This is a genomic window from Streptomyces silvisoli (genome assembly GCF_029269905.1).
Lineage (GTDB): Bacteria > Actinomycetota > Actinomycetes > Streptomycetales > Streptomycetaceae > Streptantibioticus_A > Streptantibioticus_A silvisoli_A.
The window spans coordinates 106,722-122,426 of record NZ_JARJBC010000019.1; the positions used below are offsets into that span (position 1 = coordinate 106,722).

11 protein-coding genes and 2 pseudogenes are annotated in these 15,705 nt (G+C 69.1%); 7 read left to right on the forward strand and 6 right to left on the reverse strand.

Annotation, left to right across the window (positions count from 1 at the left end; all coding sequences use genetic code 11):
* Window positions 1-357: 357 nt before the first annotated feature.
* The 4 genes and pseudogenes from P3G67_RS26315 to P3G67_RS26330 all read left to right on the forward strand — a co-directional run bounded on the left by P3G67_RS26315 (window position 358) and on the right by P3G67_RS26330 (window position 4,705).
* A complete protein-coding gene (locus P3G67_RS26315; RefSeq protein WP_276095727.1) occupies window positions 358-999 on the forward strand; it encodes a carbonic anhydrase in 642 nt (213 codons plus the stop codon).
* A gap of 324 nt (window positions 1,000-1,323) precedes the next feature.
* Window positions 1,324-1,719: a hypothetical protein gene (locus P3G67_RS26320; protein WP_276095728.1), complete on the forward strand. Its 396-nt coding sequence runs from the start codon at window positions 1,324-1,326 to the stop codon at window positions 1,717-1,719.
* 430 nt (window positions 1,720-2,149) lie between these two features.
* Window positions 2,150-2,371, forward strand: a pseudogene (locus tag P3G67_RS26325) (transposase); the annotation flags it as partial.
* A gap of 885 nt (window positions 2,372-3,256) precedes the next feature.
* A complete protein-coding gene (locus tag P3G67_RS26330) occupies window positions 3,257-4,705 on the forward strand; it encodes a multicopper oxidase family protein (RefSeq protein ID WP_276095729.1) in 1,449 nt (482 codons plus the stop codon).
* Between the two features lie 315 nt (window positions 4,706-5,020).
* Here P3G67_RS26330 and P3G67_RS26335 read toward each other — a convergent pair whose 3' ends face one another.
* The 6 genes and pseudogenes from P3G67_RS26335 to P3G67_RS26360 form a co-directional block, all read right to left on the reverse strand.
* Window positions 5,021-5,329 (reverse strand): hypothetical protein, encoded by a 309-nt coding sequence (locus P3G67_RS26335; protein WP_276095730.1) that lies wholly within the window; start codon window positions 5,327-5,329, stop codon window positions 5,021-5,023.
* A gap of 157 nt (window positions 5,330-5,486) precedes the next feature.
* Window positions 5,487-6,389 carry a DUF6777 domain-containing protein gene (locus P3G67_RS26340; protein WP_276095731.1) on the reverse strand — a complete coding sequence of 301 codons (903 nt, stop codon included), beginning with the start codon at window positions 6,387-6,389 and terminating at the stop codon, window positions 5,487-5,489.
* A 301-nt stretch (window positions 6,390-6,690) separates the two neighbouring features.
* On the reverse strand, window positions 6,691-7,644 hold the full coding sequence (locus P3G67_RS26345; RefSeq protein WP_276095763.1) for a serine/threonine-protein kinase: 954 nt from the start codon (window positions 7,642-7,644) through the stop codon (window positions 6,691-6,693).
* A gap of 78 nt (window positions 7,645-7,722) precedes the next feature.
* Complete coding sequence (locus P3G67_RS26350) at window positions 7,723-8,268, reverse strand: hypothetical protein (protein WP_276095732.1); 546 nt, start codon at window positions 8,266-8,268, stop codon at window positions 7,723-7,725.
* Window positions 8,269-8,298: 30 nt separating this feature from the next.
* Window positions 8,299-10,647: an FHA domain-containing protein gene (locus P3G67_RS26355; RefSeq protein WP_276095733.1), complete on the reverse strand. Its 2,349-nt coding sequence runs from the start codon at window positions 10,645-10,647 to the stop codon at window positions 8,299-8,301.
* A gap of 681 nt (window positions 10,648-11,328) precedes the next feature.
* Window positions 11,329-11,613, reverse strand: a pseudogene (locus P3G67_RS26360) (cation:proton antiporter domain-containing protein); the annotation flags it as partial.
* A gap of 413 nt (window positions 11,614-12,026) precedes the next feature.
* Here P3G67_RS26360 and P3G67_RS26365 point away from each other — a divergent pair.
* The 3 genes from P3G67_RS26365 (at window position 12,027) to P3G67_RS26375 (ending at window position 15,687) form a co-directional block, all read left to right on the forward strand.
* A complete protein-coding gene (locus P3G67_RS26365) occupies window positions 12,027-12,710 on the forward strand; it encodes a hypothetical protein (protein WP_276095734.1) in 684 nt (227 codons plus the stop codon).
* A gap of 232 nt (window positions 12,711-12,942) precedes the next feature.
* Window positions 12,943-13,686 carry an IPT/TIG domain-containing protein gene (locus tag P3G67_RS26370; RefSeq protein WP_276095735.1) on the forward strand — a complete coding sequence of 248 codons (744 nt, stop codon included), beginning with the start codon at window positions 12,943-12,945 and terminating at the stop codon, window positions 13,684-13,686.
* A 177-nt stretch (window positions 13,687-13,863) separates the two neighbouring features.
* Window positions 13,864-15,687 carry an IPT/TIG domain-containing protein gene (locus P3G67_RS26375; protein ID WP_276095736.1) on the forward strand — a complete coding sequence of 608 codons (1,824 nt, stop codon included), beginning with the start codon at window positions 13,864-13,866 and terminating at the stop codon, window positions 15,685-15,687.
* Window positions 15,688-15,705 lie beyond the last annotated feature (18 nt).

Genomic DNA, 15,705 nt, shown 5'->3' on the forward strand with positions numbered 1-15,705 from the left:
GAAACCCAGGCCGCCCTCACCGCCTGGGCAGCCGCCGGAACATGAACATCAAGGACTGCGAAACGCGAGGGGTCTGCGGGAGGGCGATGTGCACGATTGATGTGGCCAGCATGACGGTGAACTGGACCCCGACCAGAGCCGCCAGCGCGGCCTGGGACTTCGCGTAGTTCCGATGCGATTCGACGCAACACAACACACTCCATGCGTGATCAACCACTCATGGTCTGTGGATGGAAAGGCACATTGCCCTGTCTCAGACTGCTGGGCCGAGGGCCTGGGCGTGTAAGGCCGTCAGCGTGGCTCGATGTGCCGGGACCAGGCGGTGCCACGACTGGCGCCGGGTTCTAGGCTGCGGGCATGACCGAGATCAAGACCCCCTCGCCGCGCGACGCCTTCGAGCTGCTGCTGGCCGGTAACCAGCGCTTCGTCGCCGGCGCCCCCGAGCACCCCAACCAGGACGCCACCCGCCGCGCTGAGATCGCACCGGCCCAGCAGCCCTTCGCCGTGCTGTTCGGGTGCTCCGACTCCCGGCTGGCGGCCGAGATCATCTTCGACCGCGGCCTGGGCGACCTGTTCGTGGTCCGCACCGCCGGCCACGTCATGGGCCCGGAGGTGCTGGGCAGCATCGAGTACGGCGTGGACGTCCTGGGCTGCCCGCTGGTCGTGGTCCTCGGCCACGACTCGTGCGGCGCGGTCGGCGCAGCGTGCGCCGCTTTGGAGAACGGCATGACACCGGCCGGATACATCCGGGATGTCGTCGAACGGGTGACTCCCAGCGTGCTGGCAGCACGGGCCGCCGGACAGGTCGAGCCCGAGGAGATCCTCGCCGAGCACATAAGGCACACCGTCGACCTGCTGCTGGATCGCTCCCGGGTCCTCGCCGAGAAGGTCGCCGCCGGCCAGGCTGCCGTGGTGGGCCTGTGCTACCGCCTGGCCGACGGCAGTGCACAGCTCGTCGCCTCTCGTGGCCTCGATGCGGCGGTCGTCGCCGCATCCTGACCGCTCCTGACCGCTCCCGGCCGCGGCTGATCAGCGTGATGTGCCGCGGTCGGAGGAACAACGGGGTGCCTGCCGCAGGCTCCGGCTGTGGAGACTGCCTCCCCGGCAGCGTGACGCGGTTGACGGCAGCGTGTCCTGCCCGTCGCGGTGACGTTGGAGGAGGCGACATGGCGCTCACGGAGCGGCCCCTGACCGTGCACCGGCGTCGCGTCAGGGGCCGCAAGAAGGCGAAAGCCGCTGGTTCGAAGCAGAAATGATCATTCAAGGTGACCCGCCATCGCGTCGCGGGCGCGCATTGACGTCACCTCTTGGCAGAATGCACCGGTGCAACCACTGCCGGTTCCCTGCCCCGCCCACCTCATCCCGGACGCCACCGGGACCGACGCTTTCCACGACGTCTACCGCAACGCCATGGCGCACAACGCTGTATTCGTCGCCATCGAATCCGAAAAACGCCGACTGTGGAGCGTGAAGGCGGACACGCTCACCGCCGGCCCCGGCCACGCTGTCGCCGACACCGTCAACGACGCACTCCGGGACGCGATCACCCGCCTGATCCAAAGCCGCGAGGTCGACCTGGACGCCTACACGGGACCGATCTACTTCATGATGCACGGCGTGCGGAGCGAAGAACGAGCCCGCGAACTCGCCGCCGCACTCCACGCCGCCCTGTACGGAGACCTGGAACCCCTGGCCCGCGCCGTCCCTCCCGCACCCTGACCCCACGCAACCACCCAGGCCGACATCTCCTGCAGCCGCAGCCCGGAAACAGCTTGTCCAAGGCACGGCACGATTCACATCCTGCTCTTGAGAGGGGAGAGGGAGTGCCCAGTGGCACTGTGAAGTGGTTCAGCCCGGAGAAGGGGCATGGCGTCATCACGCGAGACGACGACGGAGAGCCGGACGCCATCGTGGACTCCTTGGCTGTCAAGGGGTGCTGCCGCGTCCGTGGACCGACGGCCGGCGACAGGGTGATCTTCGACGTCGTCAAGGACTCCGAGGGGGGTTCGAGCCGAGAACCTCCGGCGGGTTGGGGCTTATTGCTGAGGTCACAGGGTCGGCGGTGACCCGCCACCCCTGCTCTGTGGTGGGCCTAGGGTCTGTCGGGCGGATCTTTGAGCCGTTCGGTACTCGTGGCCGTGTGTTGGGCATGGGCCGAGGCGATCTGACGAATGCCGAGGGGGCTCGACTGAAGCCGCATCTACCCAAGAGCGGGCAGCGGGGCGGACGTTGGGCCAGCCATCGCAGGGTGATCAACGGGATCTCCTTCCGCGAGCGGACGGGCGTCCCGTGACGGGATCTACCTGCGCGTTTCGGGCCACGGAAGACCCTCTACGAGCGACACAGACGCTGGTCGGCGGACGGCATGTACTCGTGGATGAAGTTCCACCGGCCGGACGCGCTGGGAAGCCGCAGGGCCTTACCCCGGAGTTCGGCAGCTCGATGATCGGCGGCGCGCCGGGCATGTCAACCGTCTTCGGCACAGTGGTCTGCGCTTCTGCCTGGCATCTGGTCGTGGCGCCGGTGGTCGACCGGCCCCCGAGTATGAGGGACGTGCTAGGTATCCGTTTTCGACCGGCGCGTGACGCAGTGGTCATGACGGCCCTCGCTGTTGCGTCAGTCGAGTGGTTTTCAGCCGTCGATTGAGTGGTCGACGGGGCTCGCGAGAGTATGTTCCATCGCGTCTTGGAAACCTTCCGTGGATCTCCACTCCTTGGGGGCGATACGCGGGAGGACCTACATGGTCTCAAGGCGGCGTCTCATAGCGGCCGGGGTCATCGGCGCAGGCTCGCTCCTCTTGCCCCCTGAAGTTGCCGCCAGTCGCGTTTGGGCCGCGATCCGTGGCGGCACCCTGGACCCCAGGACGATCGACAAGTACGTCACCCAGCTCCCGATTCCCCCGGTGATGCCATGGGACGAGCGGGACGAGGGGAAGGGCCTGGACCATTACACGGTCGGGGTTCGGCAGTTCCGGCAGCAGGTTCTGCCCCCCGACAGGCCAGCCACCACGGTGTGGGGATACGGCTCGACCCGGCATCACGGAACCTTCAGCTACCCGGCATTCACCATCGAGGCGGAGTTCGGCCGAGCGGTGCGGGTCAGGTGGGTGAACCAACTGCTCGACCGCCGGGGCAACCACCTACCCCACCTGCTGCCGTTGGACCCCACACTGCACTGGGCCAACCCTGCGGGCGGAATATCGGGTCGGGACTCTCGCCCCGCCTTCGCCGCCACGCCTGGTCCCTACGCCGGACCGGTGCCGATCGTGACCCACCTGCACGGCGGGCATAACGCGGAGGAGAGCGACGGCTACCCCGAGGCGTGGTACCTGCCCGCAGCTGCCGATATCCCCGTGCACTACGCGGAGGTTGGATCCTTCTATCAGGAGTTCAAGGACAAGTTCGAGACGCGCTACGCCACGTCTTGGAGCAAGGGCAGCGCCGTGTTCCAGTACGCCAACCGCGACCGGGCCTCCACCTTCTGGTTCCACGACCACGCCCTGGGGATCACCCGGCTGAACGTCTACGCCGGGCTGGCGGGCTTCTACCTCATGCGCGGCGGCCCAGCGGACCTTGCGGAGGGCATGCTGCCGGGCCCCGCGCCGAAACTGGGCGACCGACCGGGGAAGAGGTACTACGAGGTACCCGTTGTCATCCAGGACCGGTCGTTCAACACCGACGGCAGCCTCTTCTTCCCCGCGAGCCGCGCGTTCTTCGACGGGTTCACCGGGCCGTACATTCCGGACAGCGACATCTCCCCGATTGCGAATCCGGAGTTCTTCGGCAACACAATGGTGGCCAACGGCAGAACCTGGCCGGTTCTGCCGGTCGAGCCGCGCCGCTACCGGTTCCGGTTCCTCAATGGCTGTAACGTGCGCTTTTTGATCCTGAAGATCGTCACCGATCCGCTGGCGCCCCGACCGGCGCCTTCCGCACTTCCTTTCTGGCAGGTCGGCTCCGAAGGAGGCTTCCTACCAGCACCCGTGCGACTTGACCAGATGCTTACCGCACCTGCCGAACGCGCCGACGTCATCGTCGACTTCACCTCGGTCGCGGTCGGCACCGAGCTGTACCTCATCAACGAGGGCCCTGACACGGCGTTCGGAGGCGGCGTAGCGGGCAAGGACTTCCAGCCCGCCGATCCTGGCACTACCGGGCAGGTCATGAAGTTCGTGGTACAGCCACTGACCACGCCCGACGCCACGATACCGCCTGAGCACCTCAGGCTCCCCCCTTTCGAGCCATTGGGTGCAGCGAGCCGCATCCGGCGGGTTTCTTTGAACGAGAAGGCCTCCGCGGTCCTGCCAGGCATCGGGCCGCGCACAGTGCTGCTCGGCACGCTGGGCCCGAAGGGGAATCCGGTCCCCATGGGATGGGGTGATCCCATCACGGAGAACCCGGCCGTGGGCGCGACGGAGATCTGGGAAATCCACAACACCACAGGGGATGCCCACCCGATCCACATCCACGAAGTGCAGTTCCAGGTCGTCGAACGGCAGGCTGCCGGGCAAAAGGCCGCGCCTCCCGAGCCGTGGGAAAGTGGCTTCAAGGACACCGCGGTCGCGTACCCTCACGCCGTCACTCGGGTCAAGGCGAAATTCGACCAAGCCGGGCGGTACGTGTGGCACTGCCACATGCTCGACCACGAGGACAACGAGATGATGCGACCGTACCGCGTCAGCTCACCCGAATCCGCCTCACCTTGAGGGGCAACGGACGCCACCGGGCGGGTCCATCCCGTCAGTCCAGCTCGATGTTGAAGTCCCAGATCGCCACGACCTTGCCATCGTGGCCGGCCGATCTGACGACGCAACACGGCGAGTTGGTGTCGTAGTACGAGAATCTCGGCGTTATTTGAAGCCTCCGATCGCGCCAGCAACGCAATCCACTCCATGACCTTCAGGAGGGTCAGGTACAGCAGTCGTAGAGTCATGCGTAAGCATCCCGCCCCATCTCCCCCCGACGGCAAGTCCCAGGCCAACAGCGGTGGCCGAGTTTCGGGCACTCACACACCCCATGCGCTAGGGGCGTGAGCGTTCGGCGTGCGGGCGGCCGAGGAGCTTGCGGTGCCAGCGCAGCACGGTGTCCGGTCTCACCAGCAGTCGCATTCTGCGCAGTGTTTGCTGGAGGAGGGGGTGGAGGAGTGCGGCCAGGAAGGCCCGGTCTGCGGGCACGAAGCGGGGGCGCGTTCCGTGGAACTGGATTTCCAGCTCGGCGAGTTGGTGCCGCAGCGCCAGGATCTCGATGTCCTTGTCCCGGTCGCTCATCGGCAGCAGCCGCAGCGCGGCGAAGGCGTTCGTCATCGTCACGTGGGCCAAGCGAAGCAGCACGATAGATCATCATGCCCGGCAACGCCGACAGCCGGTGGTGAACAGGACGATTGCTTTCTGACCTGCACGAATGAACTTCTCGGCACCCCCACAACGTCCGCTTACGGGAGATGAGTTGACGGTGCCAGGATACGCGGTCCGCCGTCAGCGGCCGGGCTTACGGAGGCGGGGGCGAGGAGGCCGGTGGGCTGGTCACAGGTGTGGTCGGGGTGGACGGTCCGCTGCTCGGAGAGGTGGTGGCCGTCGATGGCGGAGGGGGCGGCGACGAGGAGGCCGAGGATGAGGCGGAAGCGCTGGGGGACGGCGACGGTGACCCGGACGGCTGGTTGGTTGGCGGCGGGACCGGCTTGTCCTGGCCTCCTTTGTCGCCGACGAACCGTTCGAACCAGCTGCCGTCCTGGATGTTGACGACGATGATCGTGACCATGGGCCGCGGGGCCGCGGTGACCACGACGAGGTTCGAGGGCTGGTAGGAAGGCCAGGCCTGGCCGGTGTACCGGGGGTTGGCCACCAGCGCCGGGGGCGTGAGCGGGTTGCCGCAGGCGCAGCGCACCCGGGGCAGCCCTCGGTCGTCGACCAGGACGGCGGTGCCCGCCTGGAGGACGGATTGGAAGCTGGTGGCGGCCCCGTTCCGGTAGCCGTGGTTGGTCACCCGGGTGTCGGCCCGCAGCAGCACGGGGGTGAGCGAGTGGATGTACGACGGCACCGCGGCGGCGTCGATGCCTTCCACCCCGGCCCACGCGCGCTCCTTGTCCCGGTTCGCGGTCAGAAACCTGACCAGCCGGCCGACATCGCAGCTTGAGGTGTGCATCGAGCCGCCGTACAGCCCCGCGGTCGATCCGGGGACGCCCCGGATGCCGTTCGCGGTGGGCGACGGCATGGTGGCGGCCGGAGACGGGGTCGCGGTGGCAGCCTGGCCCGCCGATGGAGTGAACGGGTCGGGGCCGGTCGACGCGGCCGACTGGAGCAGCACCTCCTTGTGGGGCGATGCCCCCAGCACACTGCTGAGCACCAACCCCACCACCGCGGCCAGCACCGCGACACCGGCCGCCAGCCCCACCTTCCGGGGCGACCGCCACCACGGTCCTGGCGGCCCTGGGCGACCCCCCGCACCACCACCGCCGGGCGGGGCGGGCGGCGGAGGAGGCCCCGGGGGGCGTGGGCCGGAAGGCTGCCCGGACAGCGGGCCTGCGGGCGGCCCGGTCGGGGGTCCGCCTGAGCGGTCGGACGGAGGGGGCGAACTCACCGGCGCTTCCTCCCGTACGGCGTCGAGGGTCTACGTTTCGTGTCCGCCCCTTCCCGCATTGTGTGCGGGTGCTCCGTACCTTCCGCAACTCGGCGCAGGCGTCCGGCGCCGGTGGCTACCGCACGCGTGGCGCGAACACCGGCATGGCCCACGCCGGGGGCATGGGCGGCCGCGTCGCGGGCGCCGGCAGGCCGTGGTCCACCTGGGTCGCGGGGTGCGCTACGACCTCCTGTACCACCTCGCCCGCGTCCCGTAGCGCCGCCACGAACGCCACACAGCTGCCGTAGCGGTCGTCCGGCGACTTGGCGAGCCCCTTCGCCAGCACGTCGTCGACCGTCGTGGACAGGTCCGTACGGTGTGAACTCAGCGGTGGCGCGGGCTCGTTGAGATGTGCCCACAGCTGCGCCAGGTCGTCATCGCGCCGGAAGGGCGGCGTGCCGGCGAGCGCCTCGTACACCACGCACGCCAGGCTGTACACGTCGCAGCGCCCGTCCACTGGCTTGCCTGAGATCTGTTCGGGGGCCACGTAGTCCACGGTTCCGACGAACTGTCCGGCCGAGGTCAGCCCGGTCAGCGACAGTGACCTCTTCATCAGTCCGAAGTCGGCGAGGTACACATGCTCGGGATGGTCCGTGTCGATGCCCTGGCCCACCAGGATGTTGCCCGGCTTGACATCCCGGTGGACCAGGCCGTGGGCATGGGCGGTGTCCAGTGCGGAGGCCACCTGTGCGGCGATGCGCGCGGTGGCATCGACGGAGAGCTGGCCCTGGCGGTCGAGCAGTGCCCGCAGGTCCCCTCCGGGCACGTACCGCATGGCGATGTAGAGGACCCCGTCGGCTTCCCCGGCCTCGAAGACCGGGACGATATGCGGATGGTCGAGCCCGGCGGCAAGCCGTGACTCGCGGATGAACCGTTCACGGAAGACCGCGTTGCGCGTGAGCCCGGGGGACAGGAGTTTGAGTGCCACCGTACGGTCGAGACGCAGATCCCTGGCCCGGTAGACGGCCGCCATCCCACCACGCCCGATCTCGGCCTCTATCCGGTACGCGGCGATCTCCCGCCCGACCATCCCGGACGGGCGCTCCGCCGTCGGACCCCGGTCATCGGCCACGGCGGCCCCTTCGCGGCTGCGGGTGGCCGGGCGCCATCACGGTCCGCCGTCCTGCCGGGTGGGCTGGTCCGACGCGGGGGGTTCGGCGGCCGAGGGTCCACTGGTGGCCGCGAAGGTCGCCAGGGCGGGTCCGTCGCAGTAGTACCAGCGGTCGGTTTCCGCGTCGAACAGCCACACCTCGTCGCCGTTGAGGACCACCCCGAGACGCACGCCCCTGGTGCTGGCCCGGAAGGTCGCGTCGTCCGTACGGCCCGCCATCAGCTCCTCCAGCTTTCGGCGGTAGCCCCCGACCGCTTGGTCCACCCGCGCCAGCAGCGGACGCGGGTCACTGGTACGGCCGAGCGGGGGTCCGGCGGTGGGCGGTTCGTCCGGGATGGAGATCAAGGGGCGACCGTCCACCCACGCGATCCATCCGTTGGAGCACTCGATCCGGCACCAGTCGCCCCTGCGGTCGGTAACCCGCACCGGCAGCAGCGGATCGAGCCATGCCGACGGGGCCTCCTGGCCCCGGCTGGTCTCCGCCCAGGCGGGTACGGCGTGCCTCGGGGTGACATGTGTCGGACGGAACTCGCTCTCGTACATGGCGGTGCTCCCGCTACTCTTCCGCCGCAGCTAGCCGCGCATAGTGGCGGGCTCATGGCCGCGCAGCAGGGCGCGGACGACGAACCCCGCGGCGGCCGACAGAACGACCAACATGATGACGTCGAGTACCCAGGTCCCGGGCGAGTGTCGAAAGAGCGGATCCGCGGTCAGGGCGCCGGGAACGATCCGGTGCAGGTCCACGGTCCCGGCCATCGCGCCAAGCGCCCAGCGCGCGGGGACGAGCCAGGAGAACTGGTCGAGGCCGGGCACTCCGTGGAGGGTGAGCAGGGCCCCGCAGAAGACGACCTGCACGATGGTGACCATCACCAGGAGCGGCATGGTGACCTCCTCCCTGCGCACCAGTGCCGAGATCAGCAGGCCGAACATCATGGCGGTGAAGGACAGCAGCGCGACCGTGACGGTGAGCTCGGCGAGCGGCGGCAGCCCCGCCGCACCGCCCTTGACGCCCAGCGTGACCCCGACCAGACCGACCATGGTGAGCACCACCGCCTGGACCACGGTCACCGCGCCCAGCACGACGATCTTGGAGAAGAGGTACGCGGAGCGGGACAGGCCGACGGCCCGCTCCCGCTGATAGATCACCCGCTCCTTGACCAGTTCCCGTACCGCGTTGGCCGCCCCGGTCAGCACGCCCCCGACACACAGGATGAGCAGCGCGTTCATAGCCGTGGTCGGGGTGAGTCGGCCGCCCGCGAGGGCCCGGGCCATCGTGCCCATCACGAAGGGCAGCACCACCATGATCACCAGGAAGGTGCGGTCGACGCTGAGGACCGCGGTGTAGCGGCGGACCAGGGTACGCAGTTGGCTGGCCCAACTCTGCGGTTTCCGCGGCGCGGCGATCGCCCGCGCCGGGCTGGCGGCCGGACGACGTACCTCCATGGCGTCGGTGATGTACACCCGACACAGAGGCGAAGCGCGGTACTGCGCCGCCCAGTCGCGGCGAGTGTCGCTCTCGAACGCCTCGAAGGCCTCGGGCCACTGGGCGAAACCGAAGAACGGCAGTGCCTCCCGCGGCGGTCCGTAGTAGGCGATCCGGCCGCCGGGGGCGAGTACCAGCAGCCGGTCGCAGGCATCGAGGCTGAGCACGCTGTGCGTGACCACGATGACCGTGCGGCCGTCGTCAGCCAGGGCGCGCAGCATGTGCATGACCGAACGGTCCATTCCCGGGTCCAGTCCCGAGGTCGGCTCGTCCAGGAAGAGCAGTGAGGGCTTGGTGAGCAGTTCCAGCGCCACGCTGACCCGTTTGCGCTGGCCGCCGGAGAGGCTGCTGATCGGCTGGTCGACCCTCGCCCGCAGGCCGAGGTCGGCCACCACCTCGGTCACCCGGGCGAGCCGCTCGGCCTTGCCGGTGTCCCCCGGAAAGCGCAGCTCGGCGGCGTATTCGAGGGCGCGCCGGACGGACAACTGCGTGTGCAGGATGTCCTCCTGCGGCACCAGGCCGATGCGCTGCCGCAGCTCCGCGTAATTCCGGTACAAATCCCGGCCGTCGTACAGCACCGTGCCGTGGTCGGCGGGGCGCAGGCCAGTGAGGGCGCCCAGTAGCGTGGACTTACCCGCACCACTCGGCCCGACCACGGCCAGCAGGCACTTCTCGCCCACCGGGAACGAGACATGGTCGAGGAGGGTCCTGCGTCCGCCGTCCACCGCCACCGTCAGCTCCTGGACGGTCAGCGAGACCTCGCCGGTGTCGACGAACTCCTGCAACTCGTCGCCCACCAGCCGGAAGGCCGAGTGGCCGACGCCGATGATGTCTCCGGGCCGGACCTGGGACCGCTGGATGCGCTGGCCGTTGAGGTACGTTCCGTTGTGGCTGCCCATGTCAACGATCTCGTATCCGCCGCCCGGCAGGGTGCGCAGCTCCGCGTGGGCGCGGGAGACCACGAGGTCATCGACGACCAGGTCGTTTCCGAGGGCTCGGCCGATCCTGAGGGTCCTGACCGGCAGCGGCCGTACGGCGGTGGGCTGGCGGAACGCCCCGGTCGCGGACGGGGTTTCGGCCGAGGCGGGGACGGCCCGCTCCGGCTGTGACGGGGCACCGCTGAGCCTCGCCTGCGGTCCGTCATCGGGGTTGGCGAACCGCAGCACACTCCCGGGCCCGACCGACACCGGCCCCACCAGACGTGCGCGCTGACCGTCGGCATAGGTTCCGTTGGTGCTGCCGGTGTCCTCCAGCACCCAGCTGTGCTCGCCGGGCCGTAGCACGGCGTGCTGCCAGGAGACCCTGGGGTCGGTACACACGATGTCGCTGAGCGGGTCGCGGCCGATGGTGTAGGACCTGCCCGGCTTCATCACCTGCGAGTCGCCTTCGCTCTCAACAAGCAACTCGGGCGGGAAGGGTGCGTACGACCGCCTACCCATGATCCACATGCTACCGCCGTGCCCCTGCGACTGCCTCCGCTGCAGGCCCGCCCGTTTCGCACCACTCGCCGGGTCGTACCAGCCGTCGGCCAGAATCCAGGTGGCGCTCGAGCACGGCGAGAAGTATGCCGAGCGAAAGCGCGGTCGCCGAGTGGCCGACCTTGTACGCTGCCGGCGAGGTCCCCAGCGCGTCCAGCACCGGCTCGTACCGCTCCAGCCGACCATCCGCGCTGGTCCGCCGCGGCCGTGGCCCGTGCGGCGTCGAACGCGGCCTCCGCGCGCTCCAGCACATCGGGCCGGAACATCGGCTACACACTCGGAGGTCCAGGTTCGCCTCGTCGAGGCTGGAGACGTCCACCTTCTCCATAGGCCCCAGGCCCTGTCATCCAGGCCCGTGCCACTGCACCAATTCCCACTGGTGACCACACTTCGGGCAGATGAACTCGACGAGGTCAACTCCCTTCTCGACATCCATGCGTCCCCCTCCGGCGGCTTCGAGCCCCACACGACACCCATCGGATGAGCCCATTATTGGCGTAGGTAAAATTGGCATAAGGCAAAACATGTGGCTGTTCGCGCGGCTGGGCCAGCGCCGAAGGCCCGTCACCTGCTCTGGTGGTCGGTGGCCTGGCGGGTGTGCTCGCGTGGCCATGCCTGTCCGCAGCGTCGCCTGACCATCGGGACGGCGAAGACGACGCTCTCCAGCGGGAAGACGACGGTGTCGTAGACGGCGTGGATCTGCAGCCGTATGGGGGCGTTGGTGGGTTTGTGGCCGGTGCTGCCGAGTATGACCCCGGCGACGATGACCGCGGTCACCCCGGAGGTGTGCAGGTCCTCGGCCAGCACGTACGACGCGTACGGAGTGACCAGTGCGATGACCGTCTCCAGCACCGGGTCCTCGGTACGCCTGCGAACGAGCACCACCACCGCGGCGACCGCGCCGCCGATGAGGGCTCCGCCACCACCTCGTCGTACAGCCGGATCTGCTCGCGAAAGGCCCGCCGCTCTGCTGTGAGCCCCCACCCTGCGGATACCTCATGCAAACGGCATACCGCGCCGATCACAGCAAGTCACCCCCTGCGACAACACAACTACAAGTTCCGTAGTACGCCCCTCCATTCGGGTGACACGGCGTCAACCGTGTTGCCCACGTGCTCACTCCAGTGGATTACTGGATGCATCTAATCCGGGTGGGCCGCCCATCCTCTCCGGGGGAGTGGCAGACGACCTGCCTGTCTACCCGCCGCGAGCCTGACCACAGTGGCGGACGTAGTGCCACGATGGGCTCCCCGGATGAGGGCGACATGGATCGACCAGCCATTGCTGTTCGTTGGTGCTGGTTGGTGTGGTGGCTCGCAACCTCACGCAGGGAGCGTGTCATGCCAACTGCCCGCAAGCTATGGTCCGTCATGGGTGTCGGTGCCCTATCTGCGGCGCTGGCCGCGGCCCCGACCACCGCACACGCCCAGGTCCCGGTGTTGTGCAGCGAGACCGCGTTGGTGAACGCGATCAACGGGGCGAACGCGAACGGCGGAGACACCCTGCTCCTGACTCCGGGCTGCACGTACACGCTGACCAGCGCGCACGGCAGCGCGTCGGACGGGCCGGTGGGACTGCCGCCGATCACCACCCCGATCACCATGCTGGGGATGGGAACCAACATCACCCGCGCCCCGTCCGCCTCCGCCTTCCGGATCCTGGAGGTCGACGGGACCGCCAACGTGCCCGGGACCAAGGGCCAGCTCAACATGACCGGGATCACCATCAGCGGCGGCAACGCCGTGGCTCCCTTCCCCGGCGGAGGCATCGCCGACCGAGGCGGTGCGGTGTCCCTGACGGCGGGCAGCGTCACCGGCAACACCGCCATCGCCGGTGGCGGCATCTACGTCGACAACGGCAGCGTCACCCTGATGACCAGCAGCGTCACCGGCAACACCGCCACCAACTCCGGCGGCGGCATCTACGTTAACTCCGGCGCGGTGAACTTGCTGGTCAGCAAAGTCAACGGCAACACCCCGGACAACTGCGCCCCACCGGACAGCGTGCCCGGCTGTTCCGGCTGACCCGCAGCGGTCCGCGCCAGCAACCGGCCCCACAGTAGGCCTTCCCAGCGGCGATGGTGAACGGCAGCCGTCGGTTATCAAGGCCGCGGTCTGCTGTCCCCACTCCGAGGAGGAGGGGTCAGCCGGGGGAGCCGTACTGCGGCTTGTGACCAAGAGGGGAGCGAGTCGCAGTGCCCCTGGGGGATCAACTCGTCGTTCCTCACTCATCCACGTCTCATGAATGGAGACAGTCATGCCCATTTCCCCGAACCAGGGTTCCACCGGTGGCGGGACCGTGGTCACCATCACCGGCACGAACCTCAGCGGCGCCACCGCCGTGCACTTCGGCGCCAACCTGGGCACCATCACGGCCAACACGGCCACCTCGATCACCGTGACCGCGCCGTCCGGTACGGGCACGGTCCCGGTGACGGTCACCACCCCCGGCGGCACCAGCAACCCGGTGCCGTTCTACTACGTCGGCGCGCCGTTCAAGTCCAGCATCAGCCCCGTCTCCGGTGTCACCGCCGGCGGCAACACCGTCACCATCAACGGCACCGGCCTGTCGACGGCCACCGCGGTGCACTTCGGCACCGCCACCGCGACCCCGACCGTGGTCAACGACAGCCAACTGACCGTCACGGTGCCAGCGGGCACGGCGGCTGGCCCGGTGGGCGTCAGCGTCACCACCGCTGGCGGCACCAACAACGGCCTGTCGTACACCTACGTCGACGTGCCCACCATCACCTCGGTGGCCCCAGCCTCCGGTCCGACGTCCGGGGGAACCGCGGTTACCATCACCGGCACGAACCTGACCACCACCCAGTCGGTCACCTTCGCGGGCGCGCCCGCGCCGTTCTCCGTCATCAGCGACACCACCCTCTCCGCGGTCACCCCGCCGGGAACCGCCGGTGCCGCGAACGTTGTCGTCACCACCAACGCGGGCAGCGTCACCGACACCGGCGGCTTCACGTACATCGCCGGGCCCGGCATCTAACCCGCCGCCCAAGCCGCTGACGGCCTGGTCCTTCGCGACCAGCCGCGCGGACCGCCCGCCCGGGCAGGGTGTTCCCCCATGCCCCTGCCCGGGCGGGCCTTGCCACACCCTGACGAGCTCCGGCCGACGCCCCCCTGTGTCGTCGGCTGAGACTCCCCTTCTCGAAGGGACACGGCTGTGACCAACTCCACGAATTCGCCGACCACTTCCACCGAGGGGCTACTGACCGCAGCGGCGCCCACGGTCAGTTCCGTGTCCCCCACCTCGGGTTCCCTTGCGGGCGGCACCAGCGTGACGGTGAGCGGTACCGGCTTTGCCAGCACCACCATGGTGCGCTTCGGCGCCACCGCCGCGCCCTCCTTCACCGTCAACTCCGACACCCAGATCATCGCCACCACTCCCGCCGGGACCGGCACCGTTCAAGTCACCGTCACCACTCCCGGCGGCACCAGCTCCCAGTTCGTCACCTACACCTACACGGCCACATCCGGGCCGACCCTGACCGCGGTCAACCCCACCTCAGGGCCGACCACCGGCGGCACCGCAGTCACGCTCACGGGTGCGGGTTTGTCGGGCGCCACCGCGGTACGGTTCGGCCCCACGGCGGCGACCTCGTTCACCGTCAACTCCGACACTCAGATCACGGCTGTCGCTCCGGCTGGGTCGGGCACGGTCCAAGTCACCGTCACCACTCCCGGCGGTACCAGCAACGGTGTTGCCTACACCTACACCGCCACGCCCGCGCCGGTCCTCAGCTCGGTCAACCCCACCTCAGGGCCGACCACCGGCGGCACCGCAGTCACGCTCACGGGTGCGGGTTTGTCGGGCGCCACCGCGGTACGGTTCGGCCCCACGGCGGCGACCTCGTTCACCGTCAACTCCGACACTCAGATCACGGCTGTCGCTCCGGCTGGGTCGGGCACGGTCCAAGTCACCGTCACCACTCCCGGCGGTACCAGCAACGGTGTCGCCTACACCTACACCGCCACGCCCGCGCCGGTCCTCAGCTCGATCAACCCCACCTCAGGGCCAACCATCGGCGGCACCGCAGTCACCCTTACCGGTGCGGGCTTGACCAGCGCCACCGCCGTGCGCTTCGGAACCACGGAGGCGGTCTCCTTCACCGTGGTCTCGCCGACCCAGATCACGGCCGTCGCACCCGCCGGTACCGGAACCGTCCCCGTCACCGTCACCACGCCCGGGGGCACCAGTAACGGGATCGTCTACAACTACGTCACGGCCCCGATCATCAGCGGCGTGACCCCCAACCAGGGGCCACTATCCGGTGGGACTTCGGTGACCGTGACCGGCACCGGTCTCTCGGGAGCCACCGCGGTCACCTTCGGCACCGTCGCCGCGGCCTCCTTCACGGTCGTCTCCCCGACCCAGATCACGGCCGTCACCCCACCGGGAGTCGCCGGGCCGGTCAACGTCACCGTCACCACACCCGGCGGCACCAGCGCCCCAGGCACTACCTACTTCTACCTCAACGCCCCGGCCCTCACCGGCGTCGCCCCCATCTCGGGCCCGGTCTCGGGAGGGGACACAGTCACCCTGACCGGGTCCAATCTCACCAGCGCCACCGCAGTGCACTTCGGCGCCACGGCGGCCAGTGCCTTCACGCCGGTTTCGGACACCCAGCTCACCGCGCTGGCCCCGCCCGGGGCCGCGGGCCCGGTGCAGATCACCGTCACCACCGCGGGGGGAACCAGCAACCCGGTCTCCTATACCTACCTCGCGGCACCCACTCTCATCGCCCTCAGCCCCAACCAAGGTCCGCTCTCGGGCGGGAACGCCGTCACCCTGACCGGCACCAGCCTCACCGCAACCACTGCGGTGCTGTTCGGTTCGGTGCCCGTCGCGTTCACCGTCATTTCCGACAGTCAACTCACTGCCGTGGCCCCGCCCGGAGCCGCCGGACAGGTCAACGTCTCCGTCATCACCCCCGGCGGCACCAGCCCGGCCCTGATCTACACCCGAATCCCTCCACCCGGCATCTGATGCCGACGCGACCTGCCC

Bases quoted from the DNA above. Each gene is read 5' to 3' on its own strand.
- P3G67_RS26345 (WP_276095763.1), bottom strand. From the start codon at position 7,644: ATGGTCGGGCGGGAGATCGCCGCGTACCGGATAGAGGCCGAGATCGGG.
- P3G67_RS26315 (WP_276095727.1), top strand. From the start codon at position 358: ATGACCGAGATCAAGACCCCCTCGCCGCGCGACGCCTTCGAGCTGCTG.
- P3G67_RS26370 (WP_276095735.1), top strand. From the start codon at position 12,943: ATGCCCATTTCCCCGAACCAGGGTTCCACCGGTGGCGGGACCGTGGTC.
- P3G67_RS26355 (WP_276095733.1), bottom strand. From the start codon at position 10,647: ATGGGTAGGCGGTCGTACGCACCCTTCCCGCCCGAGTTGCTTGTTGAG.
- P3G67_RS26350 (WP_276095732.1), bottom strand. From the start codon at position 8,268: ATGTACGAGAGCGAGTTCCGTCCGACACATGTCACCCCGAGGCACGCC.
- P3G67_RS26365 (WP_276095734.1), top strand. From the start codon at position 12,027: ATGCCAACTGCCCGCAAGCTATGGTCCGTCATGGGTGTCGGTGCCCTA.